This window comes from Cryobacterium levicorallinum, from assembly GCF_004402405.1.
Taxonomy (GTDB): Bacteria; Actinomycetota; Actinomycetes; order Actinomycetales; family Microbacteriaceae; genus Cryobacterium; species Cryobacterium levicorallinum.
The window spans coordinates 23,873-44,595 of record NZ_SOFE01000011.1; the positions used below are offsets into that span (position 1 = coordinate 23,873).

General features: G+C 66.1%; 16 protein-coding genes. 4 read left to right on the forward strand and 12 right to left on the reverse strand.

All coding sequences use genetic code 11. The annotated features are described in order from the left end of the window. The 4 genes from narJ to E3O11_RS05505 all read right to left on the reverse strand — a co-directional run bounded on the left by narJ (position 1) and on the right by E3O11_RS05505 (position 7,006). A complete protein-coding gene (gene narJ / locus E3O11_RS05490) occupies positions 1-735 on the reverse strand; it encodes a nitrate reductase molybdenum cofactor assembly chaperone (protein ID WP_241994656.1) in 735 nt (244 codons plus the stop codon). Further along, a complete protein-coding gene (gene narH / locus E3O11_RS05495) occupies positions 732-2,432 on the reverse strand; it encodes a nitrate reductase subunit beta (RefSeq protein WP_092448280.1) in 1,701 nt (566 codons plus the stop codon). The genes narJ and narH overlap by 4 nt, the downstream gene beginning before the upstream one ends. Then, positions 2,432-6,196, reverse strand: a complete 3,765-nt coding sequence (locus E3O11_RS05500) for a nitrate reductase subunit alpha (protein ID WP_092448281.1) — start codon at positions 6,194-6,196, stop codon at positions 2,432-2,434. The genes narH and E3O11_RS05500 overlap by 1 nt, the downstream gene beginning before the upstream one ends. 105 nt (positions 6,197-6,301) lie before the next feature. Next, complete coding sequence (locus E3O11_RS05505; protein WP_092448282.1) at positions 6,302-7,006, reverse strand: helix-turn-helix transcriptional regulator; 705 nt, start codon at positions 7,004-7,006, stop codon at positions 6,302-6,304. A gap of 167 nt (positions 7,007-7,173) precedes the next feature. On the opposite strand from E3O11_RS05505, the gene pdhA reads away from it, so the two are divergent. Genes pdhA through E3O11_RS05520 form a run of 3 tightly spaced genes read left to right on the forward strand, consistent with a single transcriptional unit; the run spans position 7,174 to position 10,601 of the window. Continuing rightward, positions 7,174-8,250 (forward strand): pyruvate dehydrogenase (acetyl-transferring) E1 component subunit alpha, encoded by a 1,077-nt coding sequence (gene pdhA / locus E3O11_RS05510; protein WP_092448283.1) that lies wholly within the window; start codon positions 7,174-7,176, stop codon positions 8,248-8,250. Next, entirely contained in the window at positions 8,250-9,269 is a 1,020-nt protein-coding gene (locus tag E3O11_RS05515) for an alpha-ketoacid dehydrogenase subunit beta (RefSeq protein ID WP_092448284.1), read from the forward strand. Before pdhA ends, E3O11_RS05515 begins: the two co-directional genes overlap by 1 nt. A gap of 9 nt (positions 9,270-9,278) precedes the next feature. Next, positions 9,279-10,601: a dihydrolipoamide acetyltransferase family protein gene (locus tag E3O11_RS05520; RefSeq protein WP_092448285.1), complete on the forward strand. Its 1,323-nt coding sequence runs from the start codon at positions 9,279-9,281 to the stop codon at positions 10,599-10,601. A gap of 278 nt (positions 10,602-10,879) precedes the next feature. Here E3O11_RS05520 and E3O11_RS05525 read toward each other — a convergent pair whose 3' ends face one another. The 3 genes from E3O11_RS05525 to E3O11_RS05535 are packed head-to-tail and all read right to left on the reverse strand — an operon-like array spanning position 10,880 to position 13,198. Next, complete coding sequence (locus tag E3O11_RS05525; RefSeq protein ID WP_092448286.1) at positions 10,880-11,119, reverse strand: putative acetyltransferase; 240 nt, start codon at positions 11,117-11,119, stop codon at positions 10,880-10,882. After that, positions 11,116-11,814 (reverse strand): potassium channel family protein, encoded by a 699-nt coding sequence (locus E3O11_RS05530; RefSeq protein WP_241978809.1) that lies wholly within the window; start codon positions 11,812-11,814, stop codon positions 11,116-11,118. Before E3O11_RS05530 ends, E3O11_RS05525 begins: the two co-directional genes overlap by 4 nt. Further along, positions 11,807-13,198: a TrkH family potassium uptake protein gene (locus E3O11_RS05535; RefSeq protein ID WP_092448287.1), complete on the reverse strand. Its 1,392-nt coding sequence runs from the start codon at positions 13,196-13,198 to the stop codon at positions 11,807-11,809. Before E3O11_RS05535 ends, E3O11_RS05530 begins: the two co-directional genes overlap by 8 nt. 291 nt (positions 13,199-13,489) lie before the next feature. Between E3O11_RS05535 and E3O11_RS05540 the strand changes: the two genes are divergently transcribed. Beyond that, positions 13,490-14,050, forward strand: coding sequence for a hypothetical protein (locus E3O11_RS05540; RefSeq protein WP_134495432.1), 561 nt, complete (start codon positions 13,490-13,492; stop codon positions 14,048-14,050). Positions 14,051-14,054: 4 nt separating this feature from the next. Here E3O11_RS05540 and E3O11_RS05545 read toward each other — a convergent pair whose 3' ends face one another. From E3O11_RS05545 to E3O11_RS05565, 5 genes are all read right to left on the reverse strand, one after another. Then, positions 14,055-15,437: an NAD(P)/FAD-dependent oxidoreductase gene (locus E3O11_RS05545; protein ID WP_373866159.1), complete on the reverse strand. Its 1,383-nt coding sequence runs from the start codon at positions 15,435-15,437 to the stop codon at positions 14,055-14,057. Between the two features lie 5 nt (positions 15,438-15,442). Continuing rightward, complete coding sequence (locus E3O11_RS05550) at positions 15,443-16,156, reverse strand: phosphatase PAP2 family protein (RefSeq protein ID WP_092448289.1); 714 nt, start codon at positions 16,154-16,156, stop codon at positions 15,443-15,445. Positions 16,157-16,422: 266 nt separating this feature from the next. Continuing rightward, complete coding sequence (locus E3O11_RS05555; RefSeq protein WP_092448290.1) at positions 16,423-18,087, reverse strand: HNH endonuclease signature motif containing protein; 1,665 nt, start codon at positions 18,085-18,087, stop codon at positions 16,423-16,425. 99 nt (positions 18,088-18,186) lie between these two features. After that, positions 18,187-19,464, reverse strand: a complete 1,278-nt coding sequence (locus E3O11_RS05560; protein WP_241980671.1) for a multidrug effflux MFS transporter — start codon at positions 19,462-19,464, stop codon at positions 18,187-18,189. Between the two features lie 22 nt (positions 19,465-19,486). Beyond that, entirely contained in the window at positions 19,487-20,719 is a 1,233-nt protein-coding gene (locus E3O11_RS05565) for an ROK family transcriptional regulator (RefSeq protein ID WP_092448461.1), read from the reverse strand. Positions 20,720-20,723 lie beyond the last annotated feature (4 nt).

Here is a 20,723-nt window from a genome sequence, read left to right on the forward strand (position 1 = left end):
CTATCTGACCTCATTCGCGTGCGCGGAAAACGGCTTCAAATTGCCGAGGTAGGTCATGCCGACCGTCTCGCTCGGCGGTCCCTCGTTGACGAGGTCCAGGTAGCGTTCGCGGGTTTCGTCGTCAATCTCGGGCAACGACAGCGACACGGCGCGCGCCAGGTGCGCGTACGGGCTGTCGAATTTCTCCAGCGCCGTACGCAGCACCTCGATGCCGTCGCGGTGCGCTGAGAGCAACTCCTGCGCGATCGGTGAGTCCGACAGCGCCGAGAACTCCAGCACCATCGGCAGGTAATCCGGCAGTTCATCGGCGTCAACCTGCCAGCCGGCCGCCCGATACGCCTCGACAAAACGCACCAGCGCCATGCCGCGCCGACGGGTATCGCCGGCCGCGTAGTAGGTGAGGTACGGGCAGCATTTGCGCTTCAGATCGAAGATCGCGGTGAAATGGGTGGCGAGCTCCTGCTCGCTCCAGCCGTCGATCGCCGTGAAGAACGCGTCGAACGCCTCCCGCAGCGGGTCGGGCAGTTGAATAACGCCTGAACGCACCAGCGAAAACTGCCGCTGCCGCTGGGGCGTGGGGTAATCCAGCAGAATCGACGCCGCCATGTGCGCGATAACGCCGTGCTCGGGCGTGAGCGGCACTGCGGCCATGAACCGCGGGGCCACCTTCGGCGCCCGAAAGCCAAAATTCACCCGCGCAGCGAGTGCCGCAGGAAGGCGGGTGGCGGCGCTCATGCCGCGCTCCTGGCATCCGCTTTGGGCGGGAACATGCCCTTCGGCACCCCGCCACCATTCCAGTTGAGCAGGTTGACCCGGCCAGGGGTCACCGGGCGGGTCTTGATGAGCGGCGAGTCGCCGACCATCTGGTTGTAGTTGTCAACGGTCGCGTTCAGCGGCATGCCGGGGGTATTGCCGTACGGGCCCGCGGGGCTGGCGTCGCCGCCGTTGTGCGGGCCGGCGTGCTCGCGCGGGCCGCCCATCCCGGGGCCGCCGTCATTGGAGAGTGAGCAGCCGAGCTCGTCGAGCTCCCGCGCGGTCTCGACGTGCGCCTTCGGAATGACGTAACGGTCTTCATACTTGGCGATCGCGAGCAGCCGGTACATGGCCGTGATGGTCTCGCCGGTCATGCCGACAGCGTTCGGGATGCGCTCGTCTGGCTCGTTACCGAGGTTGATGCCCCGCATATAGGCGCGCATCGCGGCGAGTTTGCGCAGCGACAGCTCGACCGGAACGACATCGCCAGCCGAGAACAGCCCGGCGAGGTATTCCACCGGGATGCGCAGCTTGTCGATCGCGGCGAACAGGGTGCGCGCGTCTTCGCCGTCGCTGCCGGAGTTGCTCACGACGTCGACCACCGGGGAGAGCGGCGGGATGTACCAGACCATGGGCATGGTGCGGTATTCCGGGTGCAGCGGCAGGGCAATCTCGTACTCGGAGATGAGCTTGTAGATGGGGCTGTTCTGGGCGGCTTCGATCCAGTCGTCGGCCATGCCGTCCGCCTTGGCGGCGGCGATGACCTCTGGATCGAACGGGTCGAGAAAGCAGGCACGCTGGGCGTCAAGCAGGTCCTGATCGTTTTCGATCGAGGCCGCTTCGAGCACCGCATCAGCGTCGTACAGCATGAGGCCAAGATAACGCAGACGTCCGACACACGTTTCGGAGCAGATGGTGGGCTTGCCCTGCTCGATCAGCGGGTAGCAGAGCGTGCACTTTTCGGCCTTGCCCGTTTTGTGGTTGAAGTACACCTTTTTATAGGGGCAGGCGGAGACGCACATGCGCCAGCCACGGCATCCGTCTTCGTCCACAAGCACGATGCCGTCTTCTTCACGCTTGTACATGGCGCCAGAGGGGCAGGCGGCCACGCAGGCGGGGTTCAGGCAGTGCTCGCAGATGCGCGGCAGGTAGAACATGAAGGTCTCTTCGAACTCCATCTTCACCTTCTCGCTCATCGTTGCGAGAATCGGGTCCGAGCTCGCGGTCTCCTGCGAGCCGCCGAGGTCGTCGTCCCAGTTGCCCGACCATTTGATGTCGATGTCCTGGCCGGTCAGTAGCGACTTCGGGCGGGCGACCGGGCTTTGGGTGCCGGCCGGAGCGGTGGTGAGCATGTCGTAGTCGTAGGTCCACGGCTCGTAGTAGTCGTCGATCTGCGGCAGGTTGGGGTTGTTGAAGATCTGCGAAAGTTTCTTCAGCCGTCCGCCGGCCTTGAGCCGCAGCCGGCCGCGCTTACCCAGCACCCAGCCGCCCTTCCACTTGTCCTGGTTTTCGTACTCGCGCGGGTAGCCGAGACCTGGCCGCGTCTCAACGTTGTTGAACCAGGCGTATTCCACGCCGGTGCGGTTGGTCCACACCTGCTTGCAGGTGACCGAGCAGGTGTGACACCCGATGCACTTGTCGAGGTTCATGATCATCGACATCTGGGCCATGACACGCATTAGTAATCCACTTTCTGGCTGCGGCGACGAATCACGGTGACCTCGTCGCGTTGGTTCCCGGTCGGGCCGAGGTAGTTGAAGGCGAAGGACAGCTGGGCATAGCCGCCGATCAGATGGCTGGGTTTCAGCAAAATGCGGGTGAGCGAGTTGTTGGTGCCGCCGCGCATACCGCTGGTTTCGGCGACCGGCACGTTGATGGTGCGGTCCTTCGCGTGATACATGTACACCGTGCCCTCCGGCATGCGGTGCGACACGACCGCGCGGGCCACGACGACGCCGTTGCGGTTGTAGGACTCGATCCACTCGTTGTCGATCACGCCGATCTTGTCGGCGTCTTGCGGGCTCATCCAGATGGTCGGACCGCCGCGGGAGAGCGAGAGCATGAGCAGGTTGTCTTGGTATTCGGAGTGGATCGACCACTTTGAGTGCGGCGTCAGGTAGCGCACGGCTACCTCGGCGTGACCGGTCGGGGTCTTACTCGTGGCGCCGACGATCGAGTCGTCGAACAGGCGGTACATGTCCAGCGGCGGCCGAAAGATCGGCAGTTGCTCGCCCAGTTCAATCATCCAGTCGTGGTCGAGGTAGAAGTGTTGACGACCGGTGAGAGTGTGCCAGGGCTTCAAGTGCTCGACGTTGATGGTGAAGGCGCTGTAGCGGCGACCACCGTGCTCTGAACCGGACCATTCCGGGGAGGTGAGCACCGGGATCGGCGCACCCTGGACATCCGGATAGGAAAAACGTCGACCCTCCTTGTCGCTGGCCAGCTGGGCGAGCTTGACACCGGTGCGTTCCTCGAGCTGCCGAAAACCCTGCGTGCCGAGGCGGCCGTTGGTCGTGCCCGAGAGCGCGAGCACCATTTCGCAAGCGTGAATAGCGGTCGACAGGCGCGGGCGGCCGGCGGCGGGGCCACTGGGAACGAGCCCGTTTTTCTTGCCGAGGTAGGCGACCTCGACGTCGGGGTTGAATTTCACTCCCTTGGTGACCATGCCGAGCTTTTCGGTGAGCGGCCCGAGCGCGCCAAGCTGCGCGGCGAACGCCGGGTAGTCGCGTTCCACCACGACGAGCTTCGGCATGGTGACGCCGGGGATGAGCGGCTGATCGTTCAACACGGTGCCGTGCGGGGTGGCCATGCCGTCGGGGGTGTCGTGTTGCAGAGGCGCTGCGACCAGGTCATTGCGCACGCCGAGGTGCGTGACGGACATTTCGGAGATCTTGGCGGCGAGCACGTGAAAGATGTCGAAGTCGGTCTTGGCCTGCCACGGCGGCGCGATCGCGGGGTTGAACGAGTGAATAAACGGATGCATATCCGTCGTCGAGAGATCGTTCTTCTCATACCAGGTGGCCGGCGGCAAGACCACGTCACTGTAGATCGTGGTCGACGTCATGCGGAAATCGCTCGTGACCAACAGGTCGAGCTTGCCTTCCGGCGCGCTCTCATGCCATTTCATGGTCTGCGGGCGGCGCGCCGGCATCGATTCCACGGCACGCACCGCGGACGGTGCCCCGAGCAGGTGCTTGAGAAAATACTCATTGCCCTTGCCCGAGGAGCCGAGCACGTTGGCCCGCCACACCACGAGCACCCGCGGAAAGTTCTCGGGCGCGTCCGGGTCTTCGCAGGAGAACACGAGCGAGCCGTCCTTCAACGAATCGACGACGTACTCGGCCGGTTCTTGGCCAGCGGCGGCCGCGTCGTCGACCAGGTCGAGCGAGTTGCGGTTGAAGGTGGGGTAGCTGGGCATCCAGCCGCGCTTGGCCGATTCGACCATGGTGTCCGCGGTGGTGCGTCCCTTGAATATCCCGGCGCCGAGCGGGCTCGCGAGAGTGTCGGCGCTCAGGCCGTCGTAGCGCCACTGGTCGGTGGCGAGGTAGAAGAAGCCGGTGCCGATCATCTGGCGCGGCGGGCGCACCCAGTCCAGTCCGAAAGCGTACTGGCCGTATCCCGTGAGCGGACGCACCTTTTCCTGGCCGACATAGTGGGCCCAGCCGCCGCCATTCACGCCCTGGCAGCCGGTCATGGTGGTGAGCGCGAGAAAGGCACGGTAGATGGTGTCGGAGTGGAACCAGTGGTTGGTGCCGGCGCCCATCAGAATCATCGACCGGCCCTCGGAGTCCTCGGCGTTCTGCGCGAATTCGCGGCCGATGCGCGCCGCGGCCTGCCACGGCACCGAGGTGATCTCCTCCTGCCAGGCTGGAGTTCCTGGGCTGGAGGCGTCGTCGTAGCCGGTGGGCCAAACGCCTGGCAGGCCGTCGCGGCCGACGCCGTACTGAGCGAGCAGCAGGTCGAACACGGTCGTCACGAGCACACCGGCGACCTCGCGCACGGGCACGCCGCGGCGCACGATGCCGGCGGCGCCTGCGTGCTGCTGGGCCTCCTGCTGCCCGGCGGGGCTGTCAACATCGGGCGTTCCGTCGAAGCGGGGCAGGTCGATCGCGACAGAGCGACCGTCGTAGTCGGGGGCATCCGCTATGGAAAGGAGTGGGTCTCGACCCTCGAGGTCGAGGTTCCATTTACCCTTATCGGCCTCGCTGAACCGGTGCCCGATCGACCCGTTCGGCACGAAGGCCTCACCGTTCTCGTCGAGCATGACCGTCTTGAAGGCTGCACTTGAAACGGATGCGTCGGTGCCAGGCAGCGCGTCGGCCGTCAGAAACTTGCCGGGAACCCAGGCATCCTGGCGCGGAGTGAGTGCGATCAGGTACGCCGAGTCGCTGAACTTCTTCAGGTACCGGGCGAAGCGCGGGGTGCGGCGGTCGACCAGGAATTCCTTGAGCACGACGTGGCCCATGGCCAGGGCGAGGGCACCGTCGGTTCCGGGGTGCACGGCGAGCCACTCGTCGGCGAACTTGGAGTTGTCGGCGTAGTCGGGCGAGACTGTGATGACCTTCTGGCCGCGGTAGCGAGCCTCGACCATGAAGTGCGCGTCGGGGGTGCGGGTGACGGGAACGTTGGAGCCCCACATGATGAGGTAGCTGGAGTTCCACCAGTCGGCCGATTCGGGCACGTCGGTCTGGTCGCCGAACACCTGCGGGCTGGCGACGGGGAGGTCGGCGTACCAGTCGTAGAACGAGAGCATGGTGCCGCCGAGCAGTGAGATGAAGCGGTTGCCGACGCCCTGCGACACGATCGACATGGCCGGAATCGGACTGAAGCCGACCACCCGGTCGGGCCCGTACTGCTTGATGGTGTGCACGTGGGCGGCGGCGACGATCTCGGCGGCTTCGTCCCAGGTGGCGCGAACCAAGCCACCCTGGCCGCGGGCGCTTTTATACTGGCGGGCAGTTTCGGGGTTGCCGGTGATCTCAGCCCAGGCCAGCACGGGGTCACCGAGGCGGGCCTTCGCTTCGCGGAAAAGGTTCAGCAGTACGCCGCGAACGTAGGGGTACCGCACCCGGGTGGGCGAGTAGGTGTACCAGCTGAACGCGGCGCCGCGGGGGCAGCCTCGGGGCTCGTATTCGGGTGAATCGGGGCCAACACTCGGATAGTCGGTCTGCTGGGTTTCCCAGGTGATAATGCCGTCCTTGACGTACACCTTCCAGGAGCAGCTGCCGGTGCAGTTCACGCCGTGGGTGCTGCGCACCTCTTTGTCGTGGGTCCAGCGGTCACGGTAGAACGCGTCGGCGGTGCGGCCGCCGGTCTTGAACACGCTGCGCAGGTCCTCGCTGGTTTCTGAGCTGCGCAGAAAGCGACCGAGTTTGAGCAGCGAATCGGCGACCGGGCCGTCGGTACCGGGCTTGCTGGTGGTACTGGTTGTGCGTGTTTTCACGGCTGCCCCTTGCCTGCCGGGGAATGCCGAAGCGCTATTCCCCCTCAGAACGAGCTAAGCCGCTGCCTTCGAGGTCAACAACCGCAAAGTGCCGGTAATAATGTTTCACCTCGGTTCGCGAGAGCGCAAAAAGTGCCCGTTTGAGGTGTCCAATCGGGCACTTTTTGCGCTCTCGCGTTCAGCGGGAAGGGGAGCGACGTCGATCACGCAGAGGTGCGGGGCGTCGATGAGGTTCAGGCCGACTGCGCGAAGGGGGCCGTCGGCCTGCTCCAGCACTCCTTGAATCAACCGGTAGTGCACGCCGCAGACCTCGGGGTGATCCTTGATCATCTCCGAGTACGGGCAGTCGTGCAGGTTGACCTGTTCACCGTTGGCGGCGACGCTCGCGTCGAAGCCGGCCTGATCCAGGTGGTCGTCGAGGGCATCGAGCTGACGCCGGGCTGCGGGGCCGGTGCAGCCGGCCAAGGCGGGCTGGCCTGCAGGAAGCAGCAGCAGCCGTCTCAACTGCTCGGCACGCTCCTGCGCGGCCTCGATCTTGCGGGCGCGAATCGAACCGAGTTCGGTACTGACCCCGCCGGCGGCGCTATAGAGCATCTTCGGGCGACCCTTGCTGTCGCGCGGCTCGGGCGCACAGGTGACGAAACCGTCATTGATCAGGCGATCGAGGTGTTCGCGGGCGGTGTTGGGGTGCAGGCCAGCGGCTTCGGCGAGGTCGTTCACGGTCATCGTTCCGCGACTTTGCAGCTGGTAGAGCAGGTTCATGCGGCTCAGACTGGCGAGCGTTTTGTAACTCGGAGGTTGGGCGGCCATGACTCCATTATGACCTCCCACGCGTGAATCAGCTGCAGTGGGTGGCAGCAGAAACAGTCACTTTCTCTCCCTCCCGCCGCAGATTCTCCGGCTGAGCTGCTGGGAAGCAAATCATTCAACGCAAAGTAATAGTCTTAATGAACGAAATACGCAGGAAGTGGGACCACATGGCGGCAAAAGCCCGCACGCGACCGAAAGCAGTAGTCGAGTCCGCTGGTGGTGAACCCGCCGAAACCCTCCGTGACTACTACGAACGGATGTCGCTGGTGCGGGCCTTCGAGCTGCGCTCCAGTGAGATGTACGCTCGCGCCAAAATCGGCGGCTACTGCCACCTGAACCTCGGCGAAGAGGCCACCGTGGTCGGTCTGATGGCCGCCATAGAGTCCCGCGACTACCTGTTCACCGGCTACCGCGACCACGGCTACGCCCTGATGCGCGGCCTCGCGCCCGAGCGTGTGATGGCCGAGCTGTTCGGCAAGGTCACCGGCGTCTCCGGCGGACGCGGCGGCTCGATGCACCTGTTCGACGACGAGGCGCGCCTGCTCGGCGGCTACGGCATCGTCGGCGGGCAGATTCCCCCGGCCACCGGCGCCGCGCTCGCCCTGAAATATCAAGAAGCGGCCGGCCCCGACGCTGCCGCCGTGATGTGTCTGCTTGGCGACGGCACCACCAACATCGGTGCGTTCCACGAATCGCTCAACCTCGCCGGGCTTTGGAAGCTTCCGATCGTCTACGTGATCGTCAACAACGGCCTCGGCATGGGAACGACGGTGGAGAAGGCATCAGCTGAACCCGATCTGTACAAGCGCGGCGCGTCGTACCGCATGCCCGGTATCCGGGTCGACGGGGATGACGTTCTCGCCGTGCGCGATGCCGCCCGGGACGCCCTCAAGCAGGCCCGAGAGTCGCGCCAGCCGGTGCTGCTCGAGGTCATGTGCTACCGGTTGCGCGGCCACTCCGTGGTCGACCCGGCCCGCTACCGCTCGCCCGAAGACACCACGATCGCCCAACAGTCCGACCCGGTGCCGAGCTTTCGCACCGAGCTGATCGCCTCCGGCATGCTCAGCGAAGCGGATGCCGCCGCCATCGACGAGGCCGCCGACGTGCGCGTTTCCGAGGCGGTCGTGTTCGCCGACGAGAGCCCCGAGCCCGTCGTCGCCGACCTGTTCAAGTATGTATACGCAACCCCGGTGGCGAATGCGCCATCCGCTTTGCCCGGAGAACCCGTTATGGACGCACTGTGATGACTACCGAAGTAGCAACAACCCGCACGATCACCTACCGCCAGGCACTCAATGAGACCCTGCGCGCCGAGCTCGAACGCGACGAGAAGGTCTTTCTGGTCGGCGAAGAGATCGGGGTGTTCGAGGGGTCCTACAAGATCACCGCCGGACTGCTCGAAGACTTCGGCCCCGACCGGGTGCTCGACGCCCCCATCGCCGAGGAGGGGTTCGTGGGCGCAGCCCTCGGCGCCGCGATGCTCGGCATGCGTCCCGTGGTCGAAATCATGACCATCAACTTCAGCCTCATCGCGATCGACCAGATCGTGAACCACGCCGCCAAAATGCGCTCGATGTTCGCCGGCCAGGTCTCCATTCCGCTGGTCATTCGCATGCCCGGAGGTGGTGGCCAGCAGCTCGCCGCGACCCATTCGCAGAACCTCGAGGTCTGGTACGCGCACATTCCCGGGCTCAAGGTTGTCGCCCCGTCGACCCCGGCCGACGCGAAAGCGCTGCTGACCGCGGCGATTCGCGATGACGACCCGGTGATCTTTCTGGAGAACCTCTCGCTGTACAGCGCCAAGGGCGAGGTTCCCGACGGCGAACAGGTCGCCGAGATCGGCAAGGCCGCCGTCGTCAAGACCGGCACCGACCTCACCATCGTGAGCTACTCGCGCGGCACCACGACCGCCCTCGAGGTGGCCCATCAGCTCGAAGCCGAGGGCCTGTCAATCGAGGTCGTCGACCTGCGCAGCCTGCGCCCGCTGGACCGCGACACCATCTGCGCCTCGGTGAAGAAGACCGGCCATGCCGTCGTCTTCGAAGACGACTGGCTCAGCTACGGCATCGGCGCTGAGATCTCGGCGACCATCGGCGAGGGTGTGTTCGACTTTCTCGACGCCCCTGTGCGCCGCGTCGCCGCTGCCGAGGTTCCGTTGCCCTACGCCAAGGCCCTCGAGAAGGCCGCGCTGCCCAATGCCGCCGACCTCGCCAAGGTCGTGCGCGAAGTACTCAATATCTCAACTACCGCGAACGACAAGTAGGAGCCGGCCATGCCCGACGTCATCATGCCCCGCCTCTCCGACACCATGGAGGAGGGGGAGCTCAGCCGCTGGATGAAGCAGGTCGGCGACGAGATTCACAAGGGCGACGTGCTCGCCGAGATCGAAACCGACAAAGCCACGATGGACCTTGAGGCCTTCGACAACGGCGTCCTCGAGCAGCTGCTCGTAGTCGCCGGCACCCTGGTGCCGATCGGCGCCCCGGTCGCCCGCATCGGCGACGGCAGCAATATCGTCACGGATGGCGCGAGACCCGCTGCGCCGGTTGCGACGGCTGCTCCAGTTGCGACCACTGCCCCGGTTGCGACCACTGCCCCGGCAGCGGATGCCGCAGCTCCGGCTGCACTGCCCGCCGCATCAGCCCCGGCCCCCGTCGCGGTGGCTCCGACCGCTCCCACCGCACCGGAGGCTCCGGCCGCGACGCCGACGCCGACCGGCGAGCTCCGTACCTCGCCGCTGGCCCGCAAGATCGGCCGCGAGCATGGAATCGACCTGCACACGATCGCGGGCACCGGGCCGCAGGGCCGTATCACCCGCACCGACGTTGACACGGCGATCCTGGCTCAGGCATCCGCCGCATCCGTTCCGGAGCCGGTAGCCGCTGCGGCAGCCCCGACCGCCGTTTCGGCCGACTCGGTCACCGTGCCGGTCAGCCGCATTCGCGCCGTTACGGCCCGCCGGCTCACCGAGAGCCAGGCCGTGCCGCACTTCTTCCTGACGAGCGTCGTTAACGTGGAACGTCTCGTCGCGTTCCGCACCGACGTCAACGCTTCGCTCGAGACGGTCGGCAGCAAGGTCAGCCTGAACGACCTGTTCGTGCGCGCCTGCGCCGTAGTGCTGCGCGCGCACCCCGAGGTGAATGCATCCTGGAGCGATGGAGTCATTCTGCGGCACAACCACGTGAACGTCGGCGTGGCCGTCGCGACCGACGACGGACTGCTCGTTCCAGTGGTGGCCGACGCCGACCAGAAGTCGCTCGCCGCCATCGCCACCGAGACGCGCGCCCTGGCCGGGCTCGCCCGTACGGGCAGCCTGTCCCTGGCGCAGATGTCTGGTGGAACCTTCACCATCAGCAACCTCGGCATGTTCGGCATCGACTCGTTCACCGCCGTACTCAACCCGCCGGAGGCCGGAATTCTGGCGATCGGCGCGGCCACCGAGGTACCCCAGGTGCGCGATGGCCAACTCGTCAGCGTGCCCATGGTCAAGATCACCCTGACCGTCGACCACCGAGTGCTCGACGGTGCCGTCGCGGCCGCGTTCCTGCGCGACCTGACCCAGCTGCTCGAGGAGCCGCTGCGCATCGTTCTCTAGCCCGAATGGTCCGGGCTGGAGGTCGCTTCCCTTGGTCGATGGGGAACTCGGCAAGATCTTTGCGGCGCGCGGGAGTTGCGCAGCTGCGCGGGAGGCGAAACCCCCGCGCACTGACGCAGGTCCCGCGCAGCGCAGCCCAGCCCCACGGATGCCCACTCCCTCAACTCCCAGCGCCGCCAGAACTCCCGCGCATTAGCGTAACTCCCGCGCCAGCCGAGCAATCGGCCGACGCCGCGGGCGCGGCCCTGGCTCCGGCGTCACGGCCTTCGCGACTGGCGCTACGGCCGGGCAGGCGTTCGCCGCCGGCGCTGCTCGGGCGCCGGCGGTACCTCTTTCGCGGCGACGACGTCGGCCATCGCGAGAGTCACCAGTCCGCGCTTGGTTTCCACCGAAACGGATGCCCCGCTGCGGCTGCGCAAAAACCCGAGCGCGTCCGTATAGCCACCGGGGATTCGCGTGCGCACGACGACCCGGGTGCCGAGCGGGGCATCCGCTAGAAAAGCGAAGGGATCGCTCATCGCATCAGGCTGTACTTTTCGACCCGCGCCGACTCCCCGGCGATCAGAATGATGTCGCCATCTTCGATCACCGTGTCGAGCGAGGTGTAGCTCCAGCCCACGCCAGGCCGATGAAACGCCGTCACGGTCACACCGTAGCGGGCGCGCACCTTCGCCTCGCCGAGCGGAACCCCGATCAGCGCGCGCGGCGGCGCCGTTTTCACGAGCGCGAAGTTCTCACCGATCTCGATGTAGTCCTGCATGGCACCGCGCACGAGGTGCGCGACCCGCTGGCCCATGTCTTTTTCGGGGTAGATAACGTGATTGACGCCGAGTTGGGTAAGAATTTCCCCGTGCGGGTCACTGACAGCCTTGGCCCAGATGTTCGGAATGCCGAGCTTGAGCAGCAGGGACGCGGTCAGAATGTTCGCCTGAATGTCACCGCCGATAGCCACCACCACGCTCGAGAAGTCGGGCACCGAGAGCTCGCGCAGCGTTGCCTCCTTGGTCGAGTCGGCGCGCACCACGTGCGTGAGCAGCCGGTTGTGCGCCTGCACGATCTCTTCGTCACCGTCGATGCCGAGTACCTCGGTGCCGCTCTTCATGAGTTCGAGGGCCAGGGAGCTGCCGAACCGGCCGAGGCCAATGACGACGACCGATTCGGCTTCGGCCAGGCGGGCCGGGTCACGATGCCCGAACAGCGAATATTTAGCCAATGATCGGCCTTTCCTTGGGGAGTTCATAGGTGGTGTGCCGTTCGCGCAGGGCGATAGCAGAGCCGATGGTGATCGGACCGAGACGGCCGACGAACATGAGCAGGATAAGAATGATCTGCCCCTCCCAGGGCAGCCCGGCAGTGATTCCGGTGGACAATCCCACGGTCGCGAAGGCGCTGATCGCCTCGAACAACAGGGCGTCCATTGAGATATCCGTCATGAGCATGAGGGCCACGGTCGCGGCGATGATCACGCCGACCGCGAGCAGGGCGATCGTGATCGCCTCCCGGTGCACCGCCCGGGAGAGCCGCTTGCCAAAAACGTTGACGGCAACCTCGCCGCGCAGCTCCGTCCAGACGATGAAGAACAAGACGGCGAAGGTCGTGATCTTGATGCCACCGGCGGTTCCGGCCGGGCCACCACCGATCAGCATGAGCACGTCCATTCCGAGCAGGCTCGCCGAATCCATCTGGCCAATGTCGATGCTGTTGAAACCCGCGGTGCGGGTCTGCACGGACTGAAAGAAACCGGTCAGCAACTTGCCGGGCCAATCGAGCGGCCCGAGCGTATTCGGATTCGACCATTCAACGGCGGTGATATATACCGTTCCCAGACTGAGCAATGCGATCGTGCCGGCCACGACGACGCGGGTGTTCATGGTCCAGGTGCGAATCGACCAGGCACTCTTTGACCGAGGATGCCGCAGCTGCCGCCGCAACTGAACGATCACCGGAAACCCCAACCCACCCAGGATGACGGCGGCGCTGATCGGCAGGCAGATCCAGGCATCCGTTGAAAAACCCATCAGGTTGTCGCTGAACAGGGCAAAGCCGGCGTTATTGAAGCTCGACACGGAGTGGAACACGCCCAACCAGACGGCTCGGCCGACAGGTTCGCCGTAGCCGACCATGAAGCGCACGGCCAGCATGATCGCGACGGTCAGCTCGATGACCAGCGAGATGCGCACAACACCGAGCACGAGTCCCTTGACGTCTTCGAGACCGACACTCTTGGTTTCGGCGGCGGCCGTGATGCGCGAGCGCAGCGAGAGTTTACGGGCGATCGCCAAACCGACCACCGAGGCGAACGACATAATACCGAAACCGCCGATCTGGATCAGCCCAAGAATCACGATCTGGCCGAACGGCGTCCAGTAGACCGCCGTATCGACGACGGTCAGACCGGTGACGCAGACGGCGCTCGTGGCGGTGAACAGCGCCTCCATGAAGGACGCCCCGCCCGGCCCGACCCGCGCGTTCGGCAGCATGAGCAGCGCGGTGCCAACCAGGATGGTCAGGGCAAAACCGGTGACGACGACTTGCGCCGGGTGCAGGCGGTAGCGCTTCGATGTGTTGCCGCGTTCGCGGACGGCCCGTGAGTGCACAGAGCCAACTCTACGCTGGGAGTCCGCGCTGGCTCGGACGGGCAGGACTGTGGGGCGTCAGGCTCCCCGGGCCTGAAGCGTGGGCGGACCCGGCTCCCCGGGCCCACTTTGTGAACCCGGGCCCCGTTTCTAAACTGGGCCCGCATTCCGCGCCCGGGCCCCGTACAGGAACGTGCCGGCCTCGATTGTGCGGCAGCTATTTGTAGTCGGTTTGACGGGCTTCGTCTAGCCCCCAACTTCGGTCCGCGACTCCGACAACTAGTGCGCAATACTCAATCTGGGGGATCGACAATGACGATAAGTGATGAGGTAGAACCAGCGCAAATACGTGTGCTGCGACCGCGGGAGCGCATCATTTCGCACGCGATCATCGCGGCGCTCGCCCTGTTCATCCCGCTCTTTCTCGTGTTGTACTGGCTGTCCATTCCTCGCCAGACCTGGCCGTTTGTGCTCGAAATCCAATGCGGGTTCACCGCCCTTGGTGTGATCTTCGGGCTCGGAGTCAGCAAAATGGCCCTGCGCGTCACCCCCGACCGACTATCGGTTCGGAGTCTGCTCGGTCGCGAAACGCACGTCGCCATCGCCGATATCGGCAGCGTGGTGCTGGTCGAGCTCTATCAGAGCGGGACGGCCGATTGCCTGCCGCACCTGTATTTGCTTGATGCTGCCGGTGATGTGCTCGTGCACCTGAGTGGCCAAATCTGGTCGCGGTCCACGATTGAGAGCGCGATCGACCAGCTCGGTGTCGCTGTGCTGCGCCCACCCGACCCGCTGACCGTGGCCGAACTCGGCCAGCTGCGGCCTCAGCTGGTGCGCCGCCTGGCGCGACACGCAGCCCGACTGAACGACTGAACGGCTAGTGCCCGCGCCCCGACACCACATCGGCCACCCGCGCGAGCGGTGACGTCGTGCGGCGGCCGGTCAGCTCGGTGCGGTCGGCGAGCGAGTAAGCCCGATAGAGCGCCGTGACCGCGAGCCAGCGCAGCGGTTCCGGCTCCCACTGGCGCACCCGATGGTTCACCCACGGCAGTTCGGTGAGCGAACTGCTCCGGCCGAGAATGAGGTCGGTCAGGGTACGGCCGGCCAGGTTCGTGGTCGCCACCCCGGTGCCCACATAGCCGCCGGCCCAGGCCAGTCCGGTCTGCGGGTCGAGACCGACGGTCGCGGCCCAATCCCTGGGTACACCGAGCACGCCCGACCACGCATGATCGATGCCCGCGTCCTTCGTCGCCGGGAAGAAGCGCACCAGAATCGCGCGGAGGGCGTCGATGGTGGCTTGCGGGGTCTGGCCGTCGGTATCCGTTTTCGAACCGAATCGGTAGGGAACCCCGCGCCCGCCGATGGCGATGCGGTCGTCGCTCGTGCGCTGCGCGTACATGTAGGCGTGCGCCATATCCCCCAGGGTTTCCCGACCCGACCAGCCAATCTTTTCCCAAACGGATGCGTCGAGCGGCTCGGTCGCGATCAGCGACGAATTCATGGGAAGCCAGGTGCGATGCAGCCCCTTGAGCGTGGCCGTGAAGCCCTCGGTCGCACGCACAACGAACGCGGCGTCGACGGTACCGTGTTCGGTCACCGCCTGGTTTGCCGCGATTTCGCTCACCGGGGTGTTCTCGTAGAGCTCAACGCCGAGCGAAACGACCTTGCGGGCCAGTCCGGCCACGAGCTCCGCCGGATTGATGCGGGCGCAGTGCGGATGCCACATACCCCCGGTCATTCCCGCCACGTTGATGCGGTTTTGTGCCTGGGCCCGCGAGAGCACCTCGACGTCGGTGTGCGCCCAGGTCTGTTCGGCCCGGGCGGCAGCTTCGAGGCGGTGCTGCTGCGGGGCATCGTAGGCGACGGTGAATTCGCCGCCCTTGACGATGCCGGCGTCGATGCTCTCCGCTGCGGCCACGCGGATGACCTCGTCGACCGTGTCGTTCATCGCGGCCTGAAAGTTTTCAACCGCCGGGCGGCCGTGGTGCTTCAGGTACTGGTCGCGGCCACCGGTGATCGAGTTGGTGAGCCAGCCGCCGTTGCGTCCGGAGGCGCCGAACCCGGCGAAGCGGGCTTCGAGCACCACAATGCGTAGCTGCGGCGCCGCCTTCTTAAGGTAGTACGCGGTCCACAGTCCGGTATAGCCGGCGCCGACAATGACGACGTCGGCGCGGGTCGACCCGGGCAGGGTGGGCCGCGGCGCTGGCTGGCCGAGCTGGTTCCACCAGAACGAGACGTCGCCATTGCGCACCGGGGTCACTCGAGTCACGATTGCGCTGCCTTCTTTCGGTCTCGTTCAAGCCGCAGCCGGGCGGCGAGTGCGCGCTCGCCATCGAGCTTCGCGGCGACCGGAGCCCACAGCACAATTGCAACTCCGGCACCGATCAATAGCCCGCCGATGGTGTCGGTCAGCCAGTGCACACCGAGGTAGGTACGGCTGAGCAGCATGACGATCGTGTACGCGGCACCGGCCAGGGCCACCCACAACCGCGGAAAGATGATGGCGAGACACACCGCCATGGTCGCCGCATTGGCGACGTGGCCAGACGGAAAGGAGCCAAAATCGGACGTGACCAGCATGTCTTCTGGCCGGGCCCGGCCAAAGACCTGCTTCAGGACTTGCACAGCGCCGGCACTGACCACGGTCGCCACGAGATAGTAGCCGGCCGCCCACGGACGTTTGATGAACACGACGACCACGGTGATGACGATCGGCACGATCAGCACGCCGAACAGACCGCCACCGAGGGCGTTCATGAACAGCGACGGAACCTCCCAGATCGGAGAGCGGTGTTCGATCACCTCGCCCATCCACTCGGTGTCGACCTCGAGGGCGAGTCCGTTGGCACGCACGACGACGACCAGGCCAAGCAGGGCGGCCAATGCGACGGCAGCTATCCCGCTGATCACAGGCCAGCGGCGGGAGATGCGGCGCGCTGCGGGGTCGGCGGCACGCTCCGGAGACTTCGGGTTCGTCATCCCGCCATCGTAGAACAGCCGCTTCGGGTTGGGCCATCGGCGGGCCGGACCCGCGCCATCCGCTCTCCCCGAATGTGTACCCCCGATGCATGCCCCCGCACTTGCACCGGGCCCGGAACGTGGGCCCAGGTTAGATCATGGACCCACGACCGTAAGGTGCGCCCGCAGAGCCTGGTCCCGGCAACCTGGTCACGTCAGCCTGGTCCACACCCGCTCAGACCCAACAATTCGCACCGCGGCGCGGTCCCTGATCCGCGTTGCTGGATTCAGTTGGCTTCGGCGTCCTGCTTCCGCTTGAGTTCGAGCATGAGCGGGCTCTTACTGGCCAGCGGAATCAGCGTCTGCGTCGGGTCGATGCTCGCGGGTGGTTGCAGCCAGAACTCCCCCGGCTCGCCAATCACCCGCCAGCCTTCCTGGTGAAGTCGGCGGTGGCAGGGGCCGCAGAGCAACAGTCCCAGGTCGATGTCGGTCGCGCCGGTGTCGCGCACCCACTGGTCGGCGTGGTGCGCCTCCGTTCGGGAGGGTGGCATGTCGCAGCCCGGAAACATGCAGCCGCCGTCACGTACGCCCATGGCCACGCGCTGCGCCTCACTGAAAGTTCGCATGGTGCGGCCCAATTTCAGCGGATGCCCCGCCTCGTCTACCAACAGCCGCAGCTGGCCGGTGTTGCAGAGAAACCATTGCACCGTTTCGAGGGAGATCGGGGCGGGGTTGCCCTCAAGGAATCCATGCCCCACCCGCCCGCGCTGCCCGGTCTGCTCGCTCAGGCCGCTCCGCCCTGCCTGCTCGCTCTGCCCGGTCTGCCCGGTCTGCCCGGTCTGCCCGGTCTGCCCGGTCTGCCCGGTCCGCTCGCTCAGGCCGCTCTGCTCGCTCTGACCGGATTGCCCGGTGATCTCGTCCCGGGCTTCAGCGACGTCGGCCGGCACGAGTCCGGCACGCTGAAGGTCGGCCTGGGTGACGATGATCCGCACCGCCGGCTGGCGTCCGCCATACATTTTGGTGGGGTCTGCGTCGGTGCCGGTCTTGAGCAGCGCGGTGAAGGAGTCCGCGGCGATCTGGTCCACGGTACGCGGGTCGTTCCGTACCCGGTCCGCCCAGGCCTCCTGCTCCGGATCTACGAAGCGCACGCCTCCGCGCTGGCGCGGGCTGGTGACACAGTCGTAGGCGCTGAGCCAGTACTCGCCCTGTTCGGGGGCGAACAGCCCGCTGAGCACGACCATGCCGTCCTGGCGGCGAAACAGCTTGAACTTGGTATCGTCACGGGCCTGCTTCTCCCGAGCCCGAATGCCAGCCTCGTCGAGCTGGTCCCGCAACCGGCGAGCACGGCGGAATACCAGCTCAACGTTGAGCCCGATCACCTCCGGCACCAGCTCCGTGAGCGCGGCGCGCAAAATATCGGCGGACACGGCCAGATCGATCTCGCCCAAACCTCGGCGCAGCGCGTCGGCCTGGTCCACCGTGAGGGTGCCGGCGGCAACGGCATGCACGATCGGCGCCTGCCACGGCACTACCGGCCGGCCCGCCAGTCCACCGGCATCGACGTCACCCGTGCCGATGCCATCCGCACCGTCGTCATCGCCTTCCGCGGCCAACTTTTCGGCAGCATCCGTTTCACCGATCAAAATGCCCGAGGCGACCAGCTTCTCCGCCTCCCCACGGCTGGAGCCGTTGACGTGTTGCACCATCGCCACCGGCGTCGCGAACCCCTGCCGCGCAGCCAAACCCTCGCTTCCCAGCTCGGGCCGGGACCGGCGCGCGACCGTACCGGCCATCCACGCCGCAAACACGTCGAGCAATCGCCGGGCCTCAGCCAGTGACCGCTGCCCGGCCAGCACATCGGCCTCACCCAAAGCATCAAACGCTGCGCTGCAATCGCCGAGAGCGGCGACCCGATCGGCCGCCCGGCGAAGCTCATCAGCGAGGTTGTGCATACCCCAATTCTCCCACCGACCCCCCGAAACCTCGAGAAAAGCTCATTATCAGTGGATAACGAATCGAAACTATCTCCTGTGGAGAAGCTCCGGAGAAAGTCAGCGCTCGAGCGCCGGAACGCTGCGCGGGCGCACGATTAGCCAGAGGGAGAGCAGCGACACCACCGCGGCGACTCCCATAACGGATGCCATCGGTATCGACGTTCCCACTCCCAGCAGTCCCACAATCGGCGAGATCAGGCCGGCCACACCGAAGTTCGCCGCGCCAAGCAGCGACGCCGCGGTTCCGGCCTCATGCCCGTGCGCGTTGAGGGCAATGACCTGAACGCTCGGCAAAGTGAAGCCGCAGGCGGCGATGAAGAACCACAGCGGAACCAGAGTGCCCCACAGTCCCATGCCAGCAAAGTCCAGGAGCACGATCGCCCCGGCGGTGAGCAGCAGCACAACGGTAGAGACCGACAAAATCCACTGCGGCCCAATGTTGAATCGGTGCATCAGCCGCGAGCTCAACTGCACACCGGTGACGACACCGAGCGAGTTCACGGCAAAGAGCAGGCCGTATTCCTGCGGACTGAACCGGTAGACATCCTGAAAGAGAAACGGCGACGCCGAGAGGTAGGAGAACAGCCCGGTGAAGGTCATCGCCCCGATGATCGCGACGCCGACGAAGGTGCGGTCGCTCAGCACCGCCTTGTAGCGCTGCGCCAGGGTGTTGTGCCCCTTCACGTTGCGTTCACTCTCGGGCAGCGTCTCCACGATCCAGAACGCGACGGCCAGAATCACGATGACGCCGTAGGCGGCGAGCACCCAAAAGATGCCGCGCCAGTTCATCACGAGCAGAAGCTGCGAACCGATGACCGGCGCAAGCACCGGCGCGAGGCCGCTGACCAGGGCCAGCCGGGAGAGCATACGCACGAGCGGCTTGCCGCCGAACAGGTCGCGCACCATGGCCATCGCCACGACCGCACCGGCCGCAGCGCCAAAGCCCTGCAGCACGCGGAACCCCGCGAGCACAATAATGTCGTTCGACATCGCAGCACCGACGCAGGCGAGGATGTGCACGCCGGTCGCCAGCATGAGCGGCAGCCGGCGGCCCACCTTGTCGCTCCACGGACCCACAACGAGCTGCCCGAACCCGAAACCGATCATGGTTCCAGTCAGGGTGAGCTGAATGACCGACGGCAAGACACCGAATTCGCTCTCGAGTGTCGGGAAGGCCGGCAGATAGAGGTCGATCGTGAACGGGCCCAGGGCGGTGAGGGCTCCCAGAATGAGAATGTAGACGATGCGCTGTCGCCGGCTCAGCTTGTCCCCGGGGTGCACGGCAGTCGAGGAAAGTTGCGCGGCACTGATGACGGGGATGCTGGCGGTAATCACGTAGCGGATGTCCTTGGTTGGTTTAGTGAGGATGGCTGGCGGGCGACACGGCCACCCTTGCGCTAAGCGCGGGGAGCGCGAAAGTATTCCCCCGATCCAGCTGCGGGTCGAGCAGCAGCGCCTCGAAGGCCAGTTCGGCCGCCCCGATCAACAGCAGATTCGAGCCGAGCAGCGCGGGCGCGATCTGCACCCCGTCGAACGCTGTCCCGAGTGACAGAGCGGCGACCGCGCGGCTGAGCCGGTCGGGGTCGGCTGCGTGCAGCGCGGCGAGAAAGCCGCCGAGCACGATCACCTGCGGGTTGAGCACGTTCACCGCGCCAGCCAGGGCTACGGCCAGAAAGTCGAGCTGCCGGGCGACCTCGGCGTGCACCGCCGCGGAATCGGAGGCGAGCAGCGCGCGTTCGAGGGTGTCGGCATCCGTTTCGCTCGCGCGCAGGCCCAGCACCTCGAGCAGAGCGTCGCGGGTCACCTCCGCTTCGAGGGTGCCCGCGATGCCCGCCGAGTCTTTCTGCCCGCTCGCGCTGACCCGGATGTGCCCGAATTCTCCGGCGTAGCCCGCTCGACCGCCGGCCGCGACGCCCCCGACGACGAGGCCGCCACCGATTCCGCTCGATCCGCCGTTGAGGTAGATCAAGTCGGTCATACCCTGCCCGGCACCAAAGTAGCGTTCGGCGGTGACGCCGAGGCTCGCGTCGTTGGCCGCGACGACGGGCAGGCCCGTTGCCGCCGCGAGGAGGTCGCCGAGCGGCTCGTCGACCCAGCCGAGGTGTGGGGCGTGGCGCACCAGCCCGTCGAACGCACGCACCAAACCGGGCACAGCAATGCCTATTCCGATTATGGAATATTCGCTCAGGTCATTTCGCAGATCGTCGATGATGCCGGCGGTGATCGCGACGGCCTCGGCGGCCGTCGGCGACGACGACGTTGCGAAGCGGATGCGGCGGTGCACGACGCCGCTCAGAGCGACCACTCCCACGGTAATCGCGTCGATCTCGGGGTTCACCGCGAGGGCCACCACGCGGTCGCTCGCCGCGACGATCGGACTCGGCCTACCGGCCAGTTTGGTCGGGTCGGGCGTGCGTTCCTCAACCAACCCGCGCTCGACGAGTTCGGCAACCAGGGCGCCGATGGTCGACCGGTTCAGGCCGGTCAGTCGGGTGAGCTGGGCGCGCGATGCTGCCCCGCTCCGGTGCACCAGGCGCAGAATGATCGACAGGTTGCGGCGACGCAGATCGTCATGGTTGGTGCCCTGCATGGCG